General features: G+C 63.6%; 16 protein-coding genes. 11 read left to right on the top strand and 5 right to left on the bottom strand.

The window, feature by feature from the left end; translation table 11 throughout:
- Nucleotides 1-68: 68 nt before the first annotated feature.
- The 8 genes from MAXJ12_RS33095 to MAXJ12_RS33060 all read left to right on the top strand — a co-directional run bounded on the left by MAXJ12_RS33095 (nucleotide 69) and on the right by MAXJ12_RS33060 (nucleotide 10,534).
- Entirely contained in the window at nucleotides 69-1,229 is a 1,161-nt protein-coding gene (locus MAXJ12_RS33095; RefSeq protein WP_008840605.1) for a DUF3095 domain-containing protein, read from the top strand.
- Between the two features lie 109 nt (nucleotides 1,230-1,338).
- Nucleotides 1,339-2,127: an FkbM family methyltransferase gene (locus MAXJ12_RS33090; RefSeq protein ID WP_210160952.1), complete on the top strand. Its 789-nt coding sequence runs from the start codon at nucleotides 1,339-1,341 to the stop codon at nucleotides 2,125-2,127.
- Nucleotides 2,124-3,464, top strand: coding sequence for an adenylate/guanylate cyclase domain-containing protein (locus MAXJ12_RS33085; protein ID WP_008840603.1), 1,341 nt, complete (start codon nucleotides 2,124-2,126; stop codon nucleotides 3,462-3,464). The genes MAXJ12_RS33090 and MAXJ12_RS33085 overlap by 4 nt, the downstream gene beginning before the upstream one ends.
- A gap of 41 nt (nucleotides 3,465-3,505) precedes the next feature.
- Nucleotides 3,506-4,420: a polysaccharide lyase family 20 protein gene (locus tag MAXJ12_RS33080; RefSeq protein WP_050899004.1), complete on the top strand. Its 915-nt coding sequence runs from the start codon at nucleotides 3,506-3,508 to the stop codon at nucleotides 4,418-4,420.
- A 159-nt stretch (nucleotides 4,421-4,579) separates the two neighbouring features.
- On the top strand, nucleotides 4,580-6,469 hold the full coding sequence (locus tag MAXJ12_RS33075) for an ABC transporter ATP-binding protein (protein ID WP_008840601.1): 1,890 nt from the start codon (nucleotides 4,580-4,582) through the stop codon (nucleotides 6,467-6,469).
- Nucleotides 6,466-8,361, top strand: a complete 1,896-nt coding sequence (locus MAXJ12_RS33070) for an ABC transporter substrate-binding protein (protein ID WP_008840600.1) — start codon at nucleotides 6,466-6,468, stop codon at nucleotides 8,359-8,361. Before MAXJ12_RS33075 ends, MAXJ12_RS33070 begins: the two co-directional genes overlap by 4 nt.
- 2 nt (nucleotides 8,362-8,363) lie before the next feature.
- Complete coding sequence (locus tag MAXJ12_RS33065) at nucleotides 8,364-9,362, top strand: ABC transporter permease (RefSeq protein ID WP_008840599.1); 999 nt, start codon at nucleotides 8,364-8,366, stop codon at nucleotides 9,360-9,362.
- On the top strand, nucleotides 9,359-10,534 hold the full coding sequence (locus tag MAXJ12_RS33060; protein WP_040589486.1) for an ABC transporter permease: 1,176 nt from the start codon (nucleotides 9,359-9,361) through the stop codon (nucleotides 10,532-10,534). Before MAXJ12_RS33065 ends, MAXJ12_RS33060 begins: the two co-directional genes overlap by 4 nt.
- Before the next feature lie 4 nt (nucleotides 10,535-10,538).
- Here the strand turns inward: MAXJ12_RS33060 and MAXJ12_RS33055 are convergent, their stop codons facing one another.
- The 5 genes from MAXJ12_RS33055 to MAXJ12_RS33035 all read right to left on the bottom strand — a co-directional run bounded on the left by MAXJ12_RS33055 (nucleotide 10,539) and on the right by MAXJ12_RS33035 (nucleotide 15,588).
- A complete protein-coding gene (locus tag MAXJ12_RS33055) occupies nucleotides 10,539-11,918 on the bottom strand; it encodes a UDP-glucose dehydrogenase family protein (protein ID WP_008840597.1) in 1,380 nt (459 codons plus the stop codon).
- Nucleotides 11,919-12,098: 180 nt separating this feature from the next.
- Nucleotides 12,099-13,007: a dihydrodipicolinate synthase family protein gene (locus tag MAXJ12_RS33050; protein ID WP_008840596.1), complete on the bottom strand. Its 909-nt coding sequence runs from the start codon at nucleotides 13,005-13,007 to the stop codon at nucleotides 12,099-12,101.
- Between the two features lie 144 nt (nucleotides 13,008-13,151).
- Nucleotides 13,152-13,946 (bottom strand): sugar isomerase domain-containing protein, encoded by a 795-nt coding sequence (locus MAXJ12_RS33045; protein ID WP_008840595.1) that lies wholly within the window; start codon nucleotides 13,944-13,946, stop codon nucleotides 13,152-13,154.
- A 26-nt stretch (nucleotides 13,947-13,972) separates the two neighbouring features.
- Nucleotides 13,973-14,716, bottom strand: a complete 744-nt coding sequence (locus MAXJ12_RS33040; protein WP_008840594.1) for a GntR family transcriptional regulator — start codon at nucleotides 14,714-14,716, stop codon at nucleotides 13,973-13,975.
- The gene (locus tag MAXJ12_RS33035; RefSeq protein WP_008840593.1) at nucleotides 14,713-15,588 is read right to left on the bottom strand and encodes an ROK family protein; all 876 of its coding nucleotides are present in this window, start codon (nucleotides 15,586-15,588) and stop codon (nucleotides 14,713-14,715) included. The genes MAXJ12_RS33040 and MAXJ12_RS33035 overlap by 4 nt, the downstream gene beginning before the upstream one ends.
- 206 nt (nucleotides 15,589-15,794) lie before the next feature.
- Between MAXJ12_RS33035 and MAXJ12_RS33030 the strand changes: the two genes are divergently transcribed.
- From MAXJ12_RS33030 to MAXJ12_RS33020, 3 genes are all read left to right on the top strand, one after another.
- The gene (locus MAXJ12_RS33030; RefSeq protein ID WP_008840592.1) at nucleotides 15,795-17,087 is read left to right on the top strand and encodes an extracellular solute-binding protein; all 1,293 of its coding nucleotides are present in this window, start codon (nucleotides 15,795-15,797) and stop codon (nucleotides 17,085-17,087) included.
- Between the two features lie 63 nt (nucleotides 17,088-17,150).
- Nucleotides 17,151-18,041, top strand: a complete 891-nt coding sequence (locus MAXJ12_RS33025) for a carbohydrate ABC transporter permease (protein WP_008840591.1) — start codon at nucleotides 17,151-17,153, stop codon at nucleotides 18,039-18,041.
- Nucleotides 18,038-18,919, top strand: coding sequence for a carbohydrate ABC transporter permease (locus MAXJ12_RS33020; RefSeq protein ID WP_008840590.1), 882 nt, complete (start codon nucleotides 18,038-18,040; stop codon nucleotides 18,917-18,919). Before MAXJ12_RS33025 ends, MAXJ12_RS33020 begins: the two co-directional genes overlap by 4 nt.
- The last annotated feature ends 9 nt before the right edge of the window (nucleotides 18,920-18,928 follow it).

Here is an 18,928-nt window from a genome sequence, read left to right as displayed (position 1 = left end):
ACCGAGTCAATTTCGGGTCACTTCGGATTGATCGCCAGCCAGCCGGGAGATGTGCTATTTCACAGACCATGGAAAACAAGCTCCTCGATCGACCGTTTCTCGACACACTGCCGGTGTTTGCGCAGTTCGAGGGCGTGGCCGACGCCGATAATTACCGCGCGCTGCCCGACGACTGGTCGCTGGCCACAGCCGATATCGTCGATTCGACCAAGGCGATCGCTGCCGGAGGCTACAAATCGGTCAATATGGCCGGCGCCAGCGTGATTTCGGCGCTGCTCAATGCGCTCGGTCGCCGCGACCTGCCCTTCGTCTTCGGCGGAGACGGGGCGCTGGTCGCCTTCCCAGCCACGACCACCGCGACCGTCCGCGAGACGCTTTCGGCCGTCCAGACCTGGGTGGCGGACGAGCTGGAGTTGACGATGCGCGCGGCAATCGTGCCGATCGCCGACATCCGCGCCCGGGGGCTGGACGTCCGGGTGGCGCGGTTCCAGGCCAGCGGCGAGGTGTCATACGCCATGTTCACCGGCGGCGGCGCAAGCTGGGCGGAAGCCGAGATGAAGGCCGGCCGTTTCAGGATCGAGCCTGCCCCGGCGGGCACGCGGCCGGATCTGACAGGGCTGTCGTGCCGTTGGAACCCGATCCAGGCGCGGCACGGCGAGATCGTCTCGATCATCGCTGTTCCAGGCGCGGCGGGCAGCGGCAAGGCGTTCCAGCAATTGGTGGCCGATATCGTGGCGCTGGTGGGCGAGGAGGAGCGAAGCGGCCATCCGGTGCCGCTGGAAGGGCCGAATTTCAGCTTCCCGCCCACGGGGCTCGAGACCGAGGCGCGCGCGCTTGCGCCCAAAGGAAAACGCTTCTGGCCTAAACTGATGATCCTGGGGCAGACCGCGCTTATCGGCATACTCTCGTATCTGCGCCTATCGCTCGGCCGGTTCGATCCGCTCCAGTATCGGAGCGACGTCGTCCGGAACTCCGATTTCCGGAAATTCGACGACGGCCTGAAGATGACGGTCGACCTCGACCCTGAGCGACTAAGGCGGATCGAGGAGCGGCTCGAGCGCGCCGAACGCGAAGGCATATCCAGTTACGGGCTGCACCGCCAGAACTCGGCGCTGATGACCTGCATCGTCGCCACGCCGCTGCAGCGCGACCACATCCATTTCGTCGACGGGGCGGCGGGTGGATACGCCATGGCCGCGAACAGCCTGAAGGCGAAAATGGCCGCCTGAAAACCCGCCGGTGGCTCTGTTACCCGCCGCGGCCGCCACCTATATGACTATCCCAGATTGCAATACCGAGCTGAAATTCATGAGCCGGACATTTGAACGCGCGGAGCCGATGAAAACTGTCGACATCCGCTATGCCGGCCGCACCGTCGCCCTTCCGGACATGTGCGAATACGCGAAATTCTACCGCAAGCTTGCCGGAAATTGCTGGGAGGCGAACACTTTCACTACTCTTGCGCGCAACCTGGACAGCGATACCGTGCTTATCGATATCGGCGCATGGATTGGCGTAACGCCGATGTGGTCGGCGCAGATCGCGCGCAAGGTGGTGGCCGTCGACCCCGATCCGAAATGCGCCGCAATCCTGAACGCGCTAGCGCCGGCAGCCGGCAATGTGACCGTGATAGAGGGCGCGCTTGCCAACCGCGGCAAGGTAGCGATCCATGCGGTCGACTGTTTCGGCAGTTCCGAAACCAGCATTCTCGATATCGGCAACGGCGCGGAGGCATCGGCGCGCGGCTTCGGCATCGACGACATCATGCGCCATGCGGCAGGCGCACCGGTCTTCGTCAAGATCGACATAGAAGGCTACGAATACGAGATCGCGGACGAACTGGCCAAGCTGAAGCATTACCCGTTGCGCGGGCTGCAGATGGCGGTCCATCCGCAATTATACGAGAAGAGCCTGAGAGGCGGCTGGCTGTGGCGGCGGCTGCGCACTGCATGGGCGACATGGCGGTTGGGGAGGCGGCTGGGCGGCTTCATTCCCGGCCCGAGCCTCCATAAGTTCGACAGTCTGGCGGCATATATCCTGGGGGGAATCCTATTTCGCGGCAAACCAAAGGGGGCGGATTTCGTGTTCGAACGCAATCCCGCTCCAACCTTCGAGGATAAGTCATGAGCACTACAAACGCGGACGTTTCCACCATCCTGATGGACAAAGTCGCCGACTGGCTGAGCCATTCGTCGCTCGCGGGCGACGATCTCGAAGTCATGGTGCGCGGCTTTTGCGAAAGGCTGGCCGCCGCCGGCCTGCCGCTGGTTCGAGTCCATCTCAGTTTTTCGATGCTGCACCCGCTCTACGACGCGCTCGGCTTCACCTGGGAGCGCAGCACCGGCATGCGTGTGGAAGGCTTCCGAAAAAAGCCCGGCGAGACCCCCGAGCGTTTTCTGCGCAGCCCCTATTACCACCTGCTCAACAACAATCTCGATCATCTCAGGCGGCGCATCGATCCAGAGGGACCGTCAGAGTTCCCGATCTTCGACGACCTCAAGCTGCTCGGCGTCACCGATTATCTCGCCTTCAAGCATTGGTTCGGCGGCGACAACAACCAGGGCATGCTCGGCTCCTGGTCGACCGACAATCCCGGCGGCTTCAGCGAAAACATGATCGCGGCGCTGCTGCGCGTGCAGAACCATCTGGCGGTGGCGGCCAAGATGGCGGTCCTCAGCAAGCTCGCCGACAACATGCTGACCACCTATCTCGGCGGCGACGCCGGCAAGCGTGTGTTGAACGGCCAGATCAAGCGCGGCGAGGGAGACACCATCCGCGCGGCGCTGGTGATGGCCGACATGCGCGGCTCGACCATGCTCGCCGAGCGCGAAGGCCGCGAAGTCTATATCGAGACGCTGAACCGCTTCTTCGACGCCATCGCTGCGCCCTTCAATCGCAGGGGCGGCCAGATCATGAGCTTTCTCGGCGACGGTTTCCTGGCCGTCTATCCCTGCGACCGCCACCGGGAACCTTCGGAAATCGCCTGCCGGGCTGCGCTCGCGGCAGCGTTCAAGGCGAGCGCCCGCATGGCCGACCTCAACGAGGAGAGGAAGCAGAAAGGGCTCGCCGAAATCGGCTACGGCATCGGGCTGCATGTCGGCAATGTGATGTTCGGTAATGTCGGCCTCACCGACCGCCTGACGTTCTCGGCCTTCGGCTCGGCCGTCAACGAGGTGCAGCGGCTGCAGACGCTGACCAAGAAATATCCACAGCGCCTTATCGCCAGCAAGGATTTCGCAACCTATACCGGTGGAGGATGGGTGACGCTCGGCAAGGAAAAGCTGGCCGGGGTCAGGCAGAAGCTGACGATCCTGCATCCGGATGTCGCCGACATCGACATGTCCGACGAGGACGGGTTCGACGTGACCTACGACGGCATGTCGGACGCCGAGCAGTTGATGCTCTTGATTCGCGGTGGCGGGCAATCCATGATTGAAGTGAACGGGGAAAAGAAGCTGCAATGAACACTACGATCCGCTCCGTCGGCCTGGCGGCCGCCTTTTGCATGTGCTGCCAGACCGGCGCCTCGGCGAATTCAGACGTTCTCATCGACAGTTTCGACGGTTCCGATTTTTCCGAATCGGGCGGCCTCTACTACAAGGAAAATTACGAACAAAGCGCGGGCCGCGTCGAGTTCCAGAAGGCCGTGACGCGCAATGGCGGCGGGGCGCTGAAGCTCAGCATCAAGCCGCTCTGCGGAGCCACTGCAAAGAGTTGCAGCGAACGCGCCGAGATCTGGGAAAAGCCCGAATTGCGCGTGCCCTACGACCAGGGTGTCTGGTACGGCTTCGCGGTCAAGTTCGCAGACCCGGTGCCGAGCGACGACCATCGCTACCTGATCGCGCAGTGGAAGCGCGAGATCGAACCGGGCGCCGAGGGCGATTTCAGCCCCTTCCTCGCCCTGCGGTTGCGGCAGGGCAAGCTCCACGCCACGGTCGAGACTAACTACGTTGCCCCAACAAACAAGAATGGAGACGGCGTCGGGCCGGACTGCACGACCGGCGGAACGCCGGTCTGGTTTCGCCCAGAGACGAACCAGATGCGCGCGCTGGTGGCAACGGATGCATCCTGGGGCCAGGACGACGGCCCGCTGTTCACCAGCTGCACGGACGCTATCAAGGTGATCGACCACGGCAACAAGCTGCCGGCTCCTGGTTCCGGCTGGATCGATTTCGCCGTCTATACAAAGCCTGGCCCAGACGGGACGGGCCACATCGAACTCTACGCCAACGGCAAGCCTGTCGTCACCGTCAAGGGACATATCGGCCATGCCGACAAGGGCCTCGGCAAGAACCAGTACTTCAAATTCGGCCCCTATCGCGCGGCGCATACAACCGATTGGACCGTCTATTACGACGATTTCCGCCGCTCGCCGCGCTGCGCCGATGTGCTGGCCGGTGCGCCCTGCCCGATGCAATGATGCCGCGGCGCCGGAGCAGAACAGGAATACGTTCCTCCGGAAGTTGCTGTTTTATTGATCGCTAACACTAGGCAGCCCATTGGCCGTGCGATAATCTCCCCCTCGACGAGCAGCAGAAACGGGGAAATTCAGCGCTCGGACAGGGGAACCGTGCGGGCAATGAATTCAGGTGCTGACCTCTTAAGGATCGAAGATCTCGGCATATCCTTTGCGATCGTCGGAGGCCCTGTTCACGCCGTGAAGCGGGCCAATTTGCGTATCCTGCCGGGCAAGGTCACGGCGCTGGTCGGCGAATCCGGCTCCGGCAAATCGGTCATCAGCCAGGCGGTGATGGGGATATTGCCGCAATCGGCGCGCGTGCGCGGCCGCATCCTGTTCAACGATCCGGAAAATTCCAACGGCCCGGTCGACATCCTGCAGATGCCGCGCGACGGGCACGAGATCAGGGCGGTGCGCGGGAGCCGCATCGGCAAGATCTTCCAGGAGCCGATGACCTCGCTGTCGCCGCTGCACACGATCGGCGACCAGGTCGGCGAGGTGCTGAAGATCCACACCGAAATGTCCGGCGCGGAGATCAAGGACCGCACCATCGAGATGCTCGGCCTGGTTGGCTTTCCCGATCCGCGCCGCGCCTACGACATGTACCCGTTCGAGCTTTCCGGCGGCCTGAGGCAGCGCGCGATGATAGCCATGGCGCTGATCTGCCGGCCGGCGCTGCTGATCGCCGACGAGCCGACGACGGCGCTGGACGTGACGATACAGGCGCAGATCCTGCAATTGCTGCGCGATCTGCAGAGCAAGCTCAACATGGCGATGCTTTTGATCACCCACGACCTCGGCGTGGTGGCCAATGTCGCCGACGAGGTGGTGGTCATCTACCACGGCGAGATCATGGAGGCAGGCCCGGTCGAGGCCATCTTCCGCCGGCCCGGCCACCCCTATCTGAAGGGGCTGATGGCGGCCGTTCCGCATTTCGACATGAAGCCCGGCGAGCGGCTGAAGGCGCTACGCGAAGTGCCGGTCAACGTCGAGAACCTGCTCGGCAAGCGGAAGCCGGCGAAAGCCGCTTCCGACACGCTGTTGTCGGTCACCGGCATCTCCAAATCCTTCACGACGCGAAAATCCGGCTGGTTCGGCAAGCACGCGCAGATCGCCGTGCGCGCCGTCGACGACGTCAGCTTCGACATAAAGCGGGGCGAATGCCTCGGCCTGGTCGGCGAGAGCGGCTGCGGCAAAACCACCGTAAGCAAGATCCTGATGCGCGCGGTGACTCCCGACGCCGGTTCGGTCATCTACAACGGCGACCAGGGGCCGATCGACATTCTGTCGGCGCAGGGCGAGGCGCTGCGCACGCTGCGAACAAAAATCCAGATGGTCTTCCAGGATCCGGTCTCGTCGCTGTCGCCGCGCCTGACGGTGCAGAACATCCTCAGCGAGCCCCTGGAAATCCACGACCGCGGCGATGCGCGCTCCCGGCTTGAGACCGTTCGCTCGCTGCTGCAGGCGATCGGGCTCGACCAGCGCTCGATCAACCGCTACCCGCACTCGTTTTCGGGCGGCCAGCGCCAGCGCATCGGCATTGCGCGCGCGCTGGCGCTCGGACCGGACCTGCTGATCTGCGACGAGCCGGTCTCGGCACTGGACGTTTCGGTGCAGGCGCAGATATTGAACCTTCTGAAGGATCTGCAGAAGGAGCTGGGCCTGACCTACCTGTTCATCTCGCACAATCTCGCCGTGGTGGACTACATGGCCGACCGCATCGCCGTCATGTGCGGCGGCAGGATCGTGGAGCTCGCGCCGCGCGAGACGCTGATGAAGCGGCCGGTCCACCCCTATACGCGCTCGCTGCTTGCTGCGGTTCCGTTTCCCGATCTCGACCGGCCGCTCGATTTCAAGACGCTGCATGCCAGCGGCGCATCCGACACCAGCGCCTGGTCGTCGCAATTCCGAGAGGATGGCGACGAGGACGCGCTGTCGCCGACCGATCTCGGCGGCGGGCATGTAGTGCTGGCCCGGCGGACCGCCGACGTGCGGGAGCTGCGGCCTTGATAACGCGGCGCACCGCCCTTGGCGTCATCGGCTCGGCCCTGCTGCCGGGGACGCTGCGGGCCGCCGACCGCGAACCGGAATTCTTCAAATCGCAGTTGGAAGAAGGCAAGCTGCCGCCGGTGGCCGAGCGGCTGCCGCGGATGCCGCGCATCGTCAAAGTCGCTTCGATGGGCCGCCAGCCCGGAAAGCATGGCGGGACGGTGCGGACGCTGATCGGCAGCCAGAAAGACATCCGGCTGATGACCATATACGGCTACGCCCGGCTGGTCGGCTATGACGAGACGCTCACCCTGCAGCCGGACATTCTGGAAAGCTTCACCAGCGAAGAGGACCGCGTCTTCACCTTCCGCCTGCGCGAAGGCCACAAATGGTCCGACGGCAGCCTGCTGACGTCCGAGGACTTCCGCTATTGCTGGGAAGACATCATCAACAATGAAGATCTGGGCGGTGTCGACACCGCTCTCATGGTCGACGGCAAAGGACCGGTATTCGAGGTCGTCGACACGCTGACCGTCCGCTACACCTGGCATGCGCCCAATCCGGACTTCCTGCCGAAGCTCGCCGCACCGCAGGCGCTAAGCCTGGTCGTGCCGGCGGCCTACCTCAAGCAATTCCACAAGAACTATCAGGACGAGGCCAAGCTCGAAGAGCTGATGAAGCAGAACAAGGCCAAGAAGTGGACCTCGCTGCACATCCGCATGGCCCGGCAGTACCGTCCGGAAAATCCCGATCTGCCGACGCTCGATCCGTGGCGCAACACCACCAAGCCACCGGCCGAACAGTTCGTTTTCGAGCGCAATCCGTTCTTCCACCGCGTCGACGAGAACGGGCTCCAGCTGCCCTATATCGACCGGTTCGTGCTGAATGTGAGTTCGTCGTCGATCATCCCAGCCAAGACCGGCGCGGGCGAGAGCGACCTTCAGGCGATCAACCTAGATTTCACCGACTACGCCTTCCTGAAGGACGCCGAGAAGCGCTATCCGGTGAAGGTCAGCCTGTGGAAAAAGACGCTGGGGTCGCGGCTGGCACTGCTGCCGAACCAGAATACAGGCGACGCGGTCTGGCGGCCGCTGCTGCGCGACGTCAGGGTGCGGCGTGCGCTGTCGCTGGCTATCGACCGGCGCGAAATCAACATGGCGGTGTTTTATGGGCTGGCAACGCCCAGCGCCGACACGGTGCTGCCCGAAAGCCCGCTCTTCCGCCCTGAATATGCGCAGGCGTGGATCAAGCACGATCCGGGGCAGGCGAATGCCCTGCTCGACGAGGCCGGGCTCAGTTTGCGCGACGATGACGGCATTCGCATCCTGCCCGACGGCCGCCCAGCGCAGATCATTATCGAGAGCGCCGGCGAAAGCACGCTGGAAACCGATGTGCTGGAACTGGTCGCCGACCACTGGCGCAATGTCGGCCTCGCCCTCTTCATCCGCAATTCGCAGCGCGATGTGTTCCGCAGCCGGGCATTGGCCGGCCAGATCATGATGTCGATCTGGTCGGGCATCGACAATGGCGTGCCGACAGCCGACATGAACCCCGGGCAACTGGCCCCGACCGCCGACGACCAGCTGCAATGGCCCGTGTGGGGCGCCCATTATGTGTCGCATGGCGAGATCGGCGAAGCGCCCGATATGCCGGAAGCCGCCGAACTGATGCGCCTGCTCAAGGAATGGCGCCACACGGTGACGACGCCGGAACGGGCCGCGATCTGGCACAAGATGCTGTCGATTTACACGCAGCAGGTGTTCTCGATCGGCATCGTCAACGCCACGCAGCAGCCTATCCTGGCCACGACCCGCTTGCGAAACCTCCCCAAGGAGGCACTCTACGGCTTCGATCCTACCTGCTATTTCGGAGTCTACATGCCCGATACGTTCTGGCTCGGCGAGGAAACCTGAACGTGCTGCGATACATCATCTGGCGCATCGCCGTTATGATACCGACGCTGCTCCTGATATCGGCGTTGATCTTCATCATCATCGAATTGCCGCCGGGCGACTATTTCGAAAGCTATGCCGCCGAATTGCGCGCCATGGGCGAAGGCGTCGACATGGACAGGCTCGAGGCGCTGCGGGCGGAGTACGATTTCGACAAGCCGCCGGTGGTTCGCTACTTCCTTTGGCTCGCGGGCATGCTGCAGGGCGATTTCGGCTATTCGTTCGAATATCAGCTGCCGGTCAGCGACGTTGTTGGCGATCGGCTGTGGCTGACTGTGCTGGTGTCGTTCGTGACGATCGTCTTCACTTGGGTAATCGCCTTCCCGATCGGCATGTATTCGGCGACCCATCAGTATAGCTGGGGCGATTACGGCCTGACGTTCCTGGGCCTGATCGGCATCGCCATTCCCAATTTCATGCTGGCGCTGATCCTGATGTATTTCGCCAATATCTGGTTCGGCAGCTCGATCGGCGGCCTCATGGATCGCCAGTATCTGGACGAGCCGATGAGCTGGGCCAAGGCAAAGTCCATCCTCGAACATATCTGGATCCCGGTCATCATCATCGGGACGGCCGGCACGGCCGGAATGATCCGGCGGTTGCGCGCCAATCTGCTCGACGAGCTTCAGAAGCAATATGTGATGACGCCGCGCGCCAAGGGCCTGCATCCGTTCAAGACGCTGGTCAAATATCCTATGCGCATGGCGCTGAACTTCTTCATGTCGGATATCGGATCGATCCTGCCCGCGATCATTTCCGGTGCGGAGATCACCGCGATCGTGCTTTCGCTCGAGACGACCGGCCCGATGCTGATCAAGGCGCTGCAGAGCCAGGACATGTATCTGGCCGGATCGTTCCTGATGTTCCTTGCATTCCTCACCGTCATCGGCGTCCTGATCTCCGATCTGGCGCTGGCGCTTCTAGATCCGCGCATAAGGCTACAGGGCGGCAGCACCAAATGAACGCACCGCTCCCCCCGCCCGGCGCTCCGCTCGAGCACTACGTCTCTACCGCGCCATTCGACCCCCAGTCGGTGGAGGTGATGACCGAGGAGCAGATGCGCGTCTATCAGGCGTCGCAAATGCGGCTGATGTGGTGGAAGTTCAAGCGGCACCGCCTTGCGCTGGCGTCCGGCATCTTCCTGGCCGCGCTCTACCTGATGATCGTGTTTTGCGAATTCCTCGCACCCTACAATCTGCACACGCGCAATGTCGACTTCATCCACACGCCGCCGCAGCCGGTGCATCTATTCCATGAGGGACAGTTCGTCGGGCCGTTCGTCTACGGCCGGCAGATGCACCTCAACATGGACACGCTGAAGCGGGAATATACGGACAATCACGACGACGTTCAGCCACTGCGCTTCCTCTGCCGCGGCGACAGCTATGAATTCTGGGGGCTCTTCGACGGTGACCTCCATCTCGTCTGCCCCGCAAAGGACGGCCAGATGTTCCTGCTCGGCACCGACAGGCTCGGTCGCGACGTACTTTCGCGCATCATCTACGGCGCCCGCATCTCGTTGACAATCGGGCTTATCGGCATCACCTTCAGCTTCGTGCTCGGCATCGTGATCGGCGGGCTCGCCGGTTATCATGGCGGCGCGTTCGACCTCGTCGTGCAGCGCATCATCGAGGTGCTGCAATCTATCCCAAGCATACCGCTATGGATGGCGCTGGCGGCGATCATGCCGGTGACGTGGAGCCCGATCCTGATCTATTTCGGCATCACCATCATACTCGGCCTGTTCGACTGGACAGGCCTTGCCCGGGCGGTGCGCTCGAAACTCCTGTCGCTACGCGAGGAGGATTATGTGCTGGCGGCGCAGCTGATGGGCGCCAAGAGCAGCCGCATCATCGGACGGCACCTCATACCGGGCTTCATGTCGCATCTCATCGCGACGGCCACTATTTCCATACCGGGCATGATCCTCGGCGAAACCGCGCTCAGCTTCCTGGGCCTGGGACTCCGGCCGCCCATCACCAGCTGGGGCATCCTGCTGACCGAAGCGCGCAGCGTCAGCGTGATCGCCTTCTATCCGTGGCTGCTCTACCCGATGATCCCGGTGATCCTGGTGATCCTCGCCTTCAACTTCCTGGGCGACGGCCTGCGCGACGCGGCCGATCCTTATCGGTAGACGCTTACGCCACTGCGCGACGCGGTTGGGATTGCGACATTGCGCCGTTGCGCAGCACGGAATCGCCGCGGCCGACCGCGTAGTAGAGCAGGCCGTGGCGGCGAACGTCTTCCGGGTCATAGAGATTGCGCCCGTCGATGATGACCGGGCTTTTGAGATTGGCCTTCAGCCAGGCGAAATCGACGACCCGGAACTGCTTCCATTCGGTGCAGATCACCAGTGCATCAGCGCCGGCGGCGGCATCGAGATGGCCCGAGGCGAGGGACAGGTCGAGACGCTCGCCATAGTGCCGCCGCGCCTCCGTCATCGCTTCCGGATCGAAGGCGCGGACGCTGGCGCCCGCCTCCCACAGCGCTTCCATCAGCGTCCGGCTCGGCGCGTCGCGCATGTCGTCCGTGTTCGGCTTGAAGGCCAATCCCCACAGTGCGATGGTGCGGCCTTTGAGATCGCCGTCGAACGCCTGCTCCAGCTTGCGGAAGAGCACGCCCTTCTGCACATTGTTGACGCGTTCCACCGCCTCCATGAGTTCCGCCCTGAACCCCGCCTCCTCCGCCGTGTGCGCCAGAGCGCGCACATCCTTGGGGAAGCATGAGCCGCCATAACCGCAGCCCGGATAGATGAACTGATAGCCAATGCGCGGGTCGGAGCCGATGCCCTGGCGTACCTCCTCGATATCGGCGCCCAGCCGTTCGGCGATGTTGGCCATCTCGTTCATGAAGCTGATCTTGGTCGCCAGCATGGCGTTGGCGGCATATTTGGTCAGTTCCGCCGAGCGGACATCCATGCTGATGAGCTTGTCGTGGTTGCGGTTGTAGGGCGCGTAGCACTCCTGCAGCTTCTTGCGGACCGCTTCCTTCTCGGAGCCGATGATGATGCGGGCGGGTTTGGTGAAATCCTCGATGGCGCTGCCTTCCTTGAGGAATTCGGGGTTGGAGCAGACGTCGAAACCATGTGTCGCGCCTCGCCTGGCAAGCGCGGCGGCGATCACCGCCTCGACCCGGTCCGCGGTGCCTACCGGCACGGTCGACTTCCCGACCACGATCTTGTAGCCGTCGATATGCTCGCCGATCGTCTCGGCCACCGCAAGAACATGGCTCAAATCAGCCGAGCCGTTGTGCTGCGGCGGCGTGCCGACGGCGATGAAGATCAGATCGGCGAAGCGCACGCCGGCAGGCGCATCGGTCGAGAATTTCAGCCGCCCTGCCTCGGCGTTGCGCACGACCATCTCGCGAAGGCCGGGCTCGAAGATCGGCACCCTGCCCTCTTTAAGCATCGCGATCCGCCCGGCATCGACATCGATGCAGAGCACCTCATGGCCGACATCGGCGAAGCAGGCTCCCGTAACCAGGCCGACATAGCCTGTCCCGAAGATGCTGAGTTTCATACGGGTATCCCTCGAAGTGTTTCGATGCAGCCAGAGGCAGCAAGACCTCAATACAAGCTGCCGGGAGCAATGTTAAGCTGCCCGGCGCACTCCCGCCGGCCAGATAAGTTTCTCGTGCCATGGTTTTATGACGGGTCGTCGCCGCGTCGAACCGCCGGCACGCGCTTCAGCGAGGATGAATCAGGCTGCGGCTGACGAAATCAATCCAGTCGAACGGAGGCTTTCGCGCAACGCCTCGACCTGGCTGGACGAAAGGCTGCTGAGCGGCGGCATGACGCGGTTCCAGCCGGAATCGCCGGTGAGCAACCCCAGCGCGGCCTTGACCGAGGCAACCAGCGGAAATCTGGCGATCGCGGCGCGGATTTCGACGGCGGCCGCCAACCCCTGCGATTTCGCGGCCCCCTCGCCACTCCAGTAAGCTTGTGCAAACCGGCCGGTGACATTGGCGGTGGCCGAAATGCACCCGGCGAAGCCGAGTTCGGCGGCGCGGCCGAGCGAGGCCTCCGCGCTCGGGAATACGTCGAAGCCCGGCAGGCGCCTGACAAGATCGGCGGAATAGTCGAGATCGCCGGAACTGTCCTTCAGTCCCTTCACCGTTTCCGGCATCATGTCGCGCAACCGGGCCACCACATCGGCAGAATAGGGTACGCCGGAATTGGCCGGGAAATGATAGAGATAGAGGTTCAGCCCGTTGGCGCCGACACGCCGGACGAGCGTCTCGACATAGGCGACGAGGTCGTCCTCGTCGATGCCCTTGTAGTAGAAGGGCGGCAGGAGCAGCGCCCCGGCGAAACCCAGATTCCTTGCCTCCGCCGTCAGACGCACGGCATCGTCCAGCGCCGCAGCGCCCGTGCCAACCATGAAGCGGTCGAGCGGCAGCCCGCCATCGGCCACCGCGCGCATCGCCTCGATCCTCTGCCCGAGCGAGAACGACGTCGCCTCGCCCGTCGTGCCGAGAAGATTGATGCCGTCGCAGCCGCCTTCACCATGCAGCCAGCGGCAATGGCTGACGAGACGATCGAGATCAATCGAGAGATCGTCGGTGAGCGGCGTCGCCGCCGCGGCGATGACGCCCTTAAGCTTGGTCATGCGGCACTCCAGGGATTTACGGCAGCGTTTAGGCGGTTTTTGCCGCGGTGTAAAACCCGGCGGCGCTGCATTTCCCCGCGTCGCTGGCCAAGCCGTTTCGGCCAGCGACCTAGCTTCTGAACGGCTTGGACAGCCGCGGCGCTCCTATTTCTCGCCGCGCATCTTTGCCTGGAACGCGGGCAGGTGCTTCTTCTGCGCCTCGATCATGCGCTCGCGATAGACGCCATAGATCACGTCGGTATCGTGCAGTGTCACGCCGGCGATCGTCGGCGACGCGAAGGTCGGCAGTTCGATGCCGCGTTTGGACAGGTTCTGCGCCGTGCGGGCGATAAGCTCGTGGGTCATGATCATGGCCAAGACGGTCGACGAGCCGGACACCGGGCGGCTCCACCCTTCCACCGGAACGATGGCGTCCTCGATCGGCGAGCCGGTATCGATGACGAGATCGGCGGCGTCGGCAAGACGCTTGCCGGACGAATGCGTGGCCGGCTTGTCGAGATTGTTCTTGCTGGTGATTGCGACGACGAACATGCCGCGCTCCTTGGCGTAGAGGGCGGTTTCGATGCCGGACGAATTGCGTCCGCTGTGGCCGAAGATGATGATCGAATCGCCTTCGTTGAGCGGCTGATGGTCGAGGAACTTTTCGGCGTAGTTTTCCGTGCGCTCAAGCCACAGCAGTTCGCGCACGCCGCCAGCGCCCAGTACATTGTGCCACATGACGCGCGGGTCGGTCAGCGGGTTGAAGCCGACATAGGTGCCGTAGCGCGGGAACGCCTCCTGGCAGGGCAGCACTGAATGGCCCGACCCGTAAAGATGGATCAGCCCGTCGGCCTGCAGCGTGTCGGCAAAGCGGCCGGAGGCGGTTTCGAACGCCTCGGCATTGGCGACCGAGGCCTGTTCGATCAGCGCGGCCAAACGGCCGATATAGAGGTCAGACACAATTCTACTCCTGTTGTGATTTGGGGTTAGGTCCGCAATGTCGAGCGGATTTCGTAACGGTCGCCGCGCATGACCGAAACCGTGAATTCAAACGGACCGCGTTCGTCGGTGGTGACGCGCTCCACGACGAAGGCCGGGCTTCCGGCCGGAAGGTCGAGAAGCGCCGCATCGTCGATGCCCACCGATGCGACGCGGTAGACCTCGCGGGCTTCCACCGGCATGATCCCGTAGCGCCTGCTCAGCGTTTCGTAGAGCGAGCCTTCCGGCGGACCGGGTTCAAGGAAGTTCGGCACCCGCACGCCGGGCAATTGCGCCGTCTGGATGCCGATCGGCGCATCATTGCCGAGACGAAGCCGGCGAATGCGAACCACCGGATCTCCTTCCTCGATTTCCAGGGCCCCGGCGGTTGCAGCGTCCGCCGTGCCCATGCCGAAATCGAGAATGCGCGATCCGACGACGAGGCCGAGGTTGCCCATCTCCTGCGTAAAGCTGGTCAGTTCGCGCGTTCCGGCGACCAGCGTGGCGCTGCGCACGAACGTGCCGCGGCCGTGTTCGCGCCGCAACAATCCCTGTTCCTCGAGATTGCGCAGCGCGTGGCGCAGCGTGATGCGGCTGACGCCGAGCATGATGCCGAGCCGGTCTTCAGCTGGAATCTGGCTGCCGGTCGGCCACTCGCCGCTCTTGATGATTGCGCGGATGGCCTGCTCGACCTGATACCAGAGTGGTTCGGGCCGGCGACGATCAGGTTGCGCATATGTCGCCTCGCTCATCCCAACCGTCTCCAGTTCTCGCCGGCGGCTCCGGCGATCGCAGCGCCGACAAGTCCGGCGCGCGGGCCGAATGTACCGGGCCTGATCTCGATACCGCGCAGATGCGCGGGAAGTTGGCGTCGCATCGCTGCCAGAATCTGCGGCGCGAGCACGTCGAGCGCGGCGGAAATGCCGCCCGCTATCAGAACGATCTCGGGATCGAGCAGCGCAACCGCGCCGGCAAGCGCCGTCCCGAGGCTTTGCGCCGGCATCTGCAAGGCGGCAATGGCCGCGCGGTCACCGTCTCGCGCCGACGCGATCAGGTCTGCGGCGCTCGCCTTGCCGGTCCGGGCGGCTATGCCGTCAAGCGCTCTTCCCGCCGCCATGCGCTCCAGCCAGCCGCTGCGCTCCTCGCCGGGGTCGTCCATGTCGGCGCAGGCCCAGCCGAAGGAGCATGCTCCGCCGCGCGACCCGGCGACAATCTGGCCGTTGGCGAGTACGGCCGAGCCGATGCCGGTTCCGATCGCCAGCAGGATCGCGTCCGAGACGCCCTGGGCGGCGCCGGCCGTGCTTTCCGCGAGCAGCGAAATCTGCGCGTCGTTGCCCAGGCCAATCTGCACGTCCGGCAGGAGCGCGGCGATGTCGACGCCGTCGAGATAAGGAAGGTTGGGGATCCAGCGGCATGTCGTGCCCTCGATCAGGCCCGGCACCGCGAGCCCTATCCCGGCCACGCCGCCTGCCTCGGCCCGCAACGCAGCAAGGCGGCTCGTGAACTCGGCAAAACTGGCGGGCGCTGCTTCGCGGGTTATGTCGCGCAGCGCCGCAATGTCGCCGGCATGGACCGCGGCCCGCAATTGGGTGCCGCCGAGATCGATCGCGAGCACCTGCGTCATGGTTGGTCCGGCTGTCCCGGGGCCGGCATGTCTGTCTCCGAAACCATTGCTACCCTCCCTCACCTTCGGCGGCCCGGCGCCGGATCTGCCTCTCCTCGGCAACCGCGGATTCTGAGACGCCTCACTTGCGAATGCGTATATGACGTTATAACCTCTTATGACCGATTGGTCATGGGAACGCAATCGCGGTCAGCTGGGAGGACTTCATGAAACTCGCGTGGACGATCAAATGTGCGCTTGCGGCCGGCGTCATGGCCCTGCCGACTGCCGCCTGGGCCGAGCCGGTCAACATCTCGTATCTCACCCACTGGGCGCCCGAAACGGTCGCCCTGCTCGAGAACGCGGCCAAGGAGTACGCCAAGACCAATCCCGATGTCGCGGTGACGGTGCGCGCCGTTCCGTTCGGAGACCTTCTGACCACCTTGCGCTCGCAGGGCGGCGACTCGGAGGGCGCTACGATTGCCGGCATCTACGATCTGTGGCTGCCTGAACTGGCGCGCGACAAGCTCGTCGCTCCCGCGCCCGACGCCGTAGCGAGCGAGGTTAAAGGCGCTTGGCCGGCGGGCATCGTCTCGGCAGCCAGCGTCGGCGGCACGCTCTACGGCATTCCCAACGAGATCGACGTCTATGCGCTGAACTACAACAAGGCGCTGTTCAGCGAGGGTGGGATTTCGGCGCCGCCGAAAACCTGGGATGAATTGAAGGACGCCGCAGCCAAGCTGACGAAGAAGGATGCCGGCCAGCAAGGCTTCGGCATGATCAATTCATGGGCGGCGGGCGTCGTGCACCCGTTCTCCTCATTGCTGGTCTCCAATGGCGGCGATCTGGTCGTCGACGGCAAGCCGGCCCTCGACAGCAAGGCGGCGGGAGAAACCTTCCAGCTCTACGAGGACTTGATCACGGCGGGCGTCACCGATCCGGCGATGGGAACCGCCGACGCCAACACGACCGGGCCTTTCCTCGACAATTTCGTATCCGGCAAGACCGGCATGATCATCATGGCCAATTGGTGGGAAAGCGCGCTGAAGGCCGGCATGGGCGAGAAATTCTCCGACATAGGCACCGCGCCGATCCCGGTCGGGCCGAGCGGCGACAAGCCGCGCTCGATCTCCTATTCATGGATGACCGTCGTCAATGCCGGAGCCGGCGAAGCCGAGCAGAAGGCGGCCTGGGATTTCCTCGCATGGCTGAACAGCCCGGAATCCGGACCGAAAGGCGCGTCGGCGATGGCGGATATCCTGATGTCGATGGGCATTTTGCCATCGCGCAGCTCCGACGTTGAAGCCTTGAAGGACAGGCTCGGCTCGGATTTCCTTTCCGGCTATGTAAGCGTGCTTGCCGACGCCAAGCCGTTCCCGGTGGTGCTCGGCGGGCAGGAGTTCAGCGAATCCCTTCAGCAGACGATCGAGGCGCTGCAATATGGGCAGGTCTCGGCCAAGGAAGCGCAGGCGAATGCGCAGGCCGACGCCGTCTCCATTCTCGAGCGTGCCGCCCAATAGCCTCTACACGCCGGTGGCGGAAGCAGCGTATCGTCGGCTTCCGCTGCGCCGAAGGGCAGTTTCATGACGAGATCCTATAGCGGCTCCGTGTGGGCGATGCTCACCCCCGCCGTTGCCCTGATCGGCGTGTTCATCCTGTTGCCGATGGCCCTGACGCTCTGGCTGTCGCTGCAGCACTGGTCGACGCAGACCGGATTTCAGACAGCGCGATTCATCGGCCTCGACAATTTCTTCGAGATTTTCGGACCGACTTCCGTCGGGCGCGATTTCAAGGGCGCATTCCTCAACACGGCGATCTACACGGCGCTGTCGATCGTGCTGATCTTGCCGCTCTCGGTCGGGCTGGGGCTCCTCGTCCACCAACGCCACGTCGCCGGCGGTAGTGTTTTGCGGACCGTGCTGTTTTCCACCTACATGGTGCCGATGATCGCCGTGGCGCTGGTCTGGTCGAAACTCTATTCGCCGACCGAAGGACCTTTCAACCAGATGCTCGGCTGGATCGGCGTCGGGCCGCAGCCCTGGCTGTCGTCTCCCGATACCGCCCTGGTCTCCATCGTCTTCCTGAATGTCTGGCAGCAGGTCGGCTATTTCACCGTACTGGCGATCGCCGGGCTGACGCAGATCCCGCACAGCCTCTATGAGGCCGCCAGAATCGACGGGGCAAACGCCTTCCAGCAGTTCTATGCGATCACATTGCCCCTGCTCCGGCGCACGCTTCTGTTCAGTGCGGTCATTGCCATCATCAATGCCGTGCAGGTGTTCGAGCCGGTGGCCCTGATCACCCAGGGCGGGCCTGTCGGATCGACCAATGTGCTGACCTATCACATCCGCCGCGTCGGCATCGAACGGGCGCAGGGCGGCTTGGGCTCGGCCATGGCGGTGATGCTGATGCTGTCGCTGATCGTGGTGATTTTCGCGCTCTTCGCCCTTGCCAGACGGAAAGACGACGAATGAGCGCCGCCATCGACCAGGCGCCGCGGCAGGGGCTGTTCTTCCGGCGGAAACGGCCGACCGCGGGCGATGCCCTCATCGCCACGCTGATGCTTGCGCTGGTCGTCGCCTCGGCGTTCCCGCTGGTCTGGATGGTGCTTTCCAGTTTCAAGACCACCGCCGAGAGCATGCAGGTGCCGCCGGTCTGGATCCCGCAATCGCCGAACTTCGAAGCCTACGAGAAGGTCGCCGGAGTCATAAATGTCGGGCGGTCGATGTGGAATTCCATGATCATCGCAACGGTGACGACAGCCGGCATCCTCCTGACCAGCCTGATGGCCGGCTACGCCTTTGCGAAATACCGTTTCCGCGGCCGCAATCTGCTGTTTTCGGTTCTGATCGCGACGATGTTCCTGCCGCCCATCGTCACCCTGATCCCTCTCTACCGGATCGTCGGCTCGCTTGGCCTCAATGCCAGCCTGGCGGGCGTGATACTTCCCAATCTCGCCAATGCGTTCGGCATCTTCCTCATGCGCCAGTTCATCGCCGGCGTACCTGACGATCTGATCGATGCGGCGCGCATGGACGGCGCGTCGGAAATGCGAATTCTGTTCAGCATCGTCGCGCCGACCGTCACGCCGGCGATCGCCGCACTGGCGCTGTTCGCCTTTGTCTATCACTGGAACAGCTATCTGTGGCCGCTGACAGTGCTGCAGGGGAGCGGCGATCAGTACCCGATCGTCATCAGCCTCAGCCGGCTCCTGAGCTACAATCGCGGCGCGATGAACACCAATCTGGTGATGGCCGGCGCCACGCTTGCCGTGCTGCCGCCGCTGGCCCTGTTCGTTTTCCTGCAACGGTTTTTCGTCGACAGCATCGTCGGATCCGCAGTGAAGGGCTGAGGCTGACGT

It is taken from the genome of Mesorhizobium alhagi CCNWXJ12-2 (genome assembly GCF_000236565.1).
In the GTDB taxonomy this organism is placed as follows: domain Bacteria; phylum Pseudomonadota; class Alphaproteobacteria; order Rhizobiales; family Rhizobiaceae; genus Allomesorhizobium; species Allomesorhizobium alhagi.
This window is presented reverse-complemented; position numbering and strand designations above follow the sequence as displayed.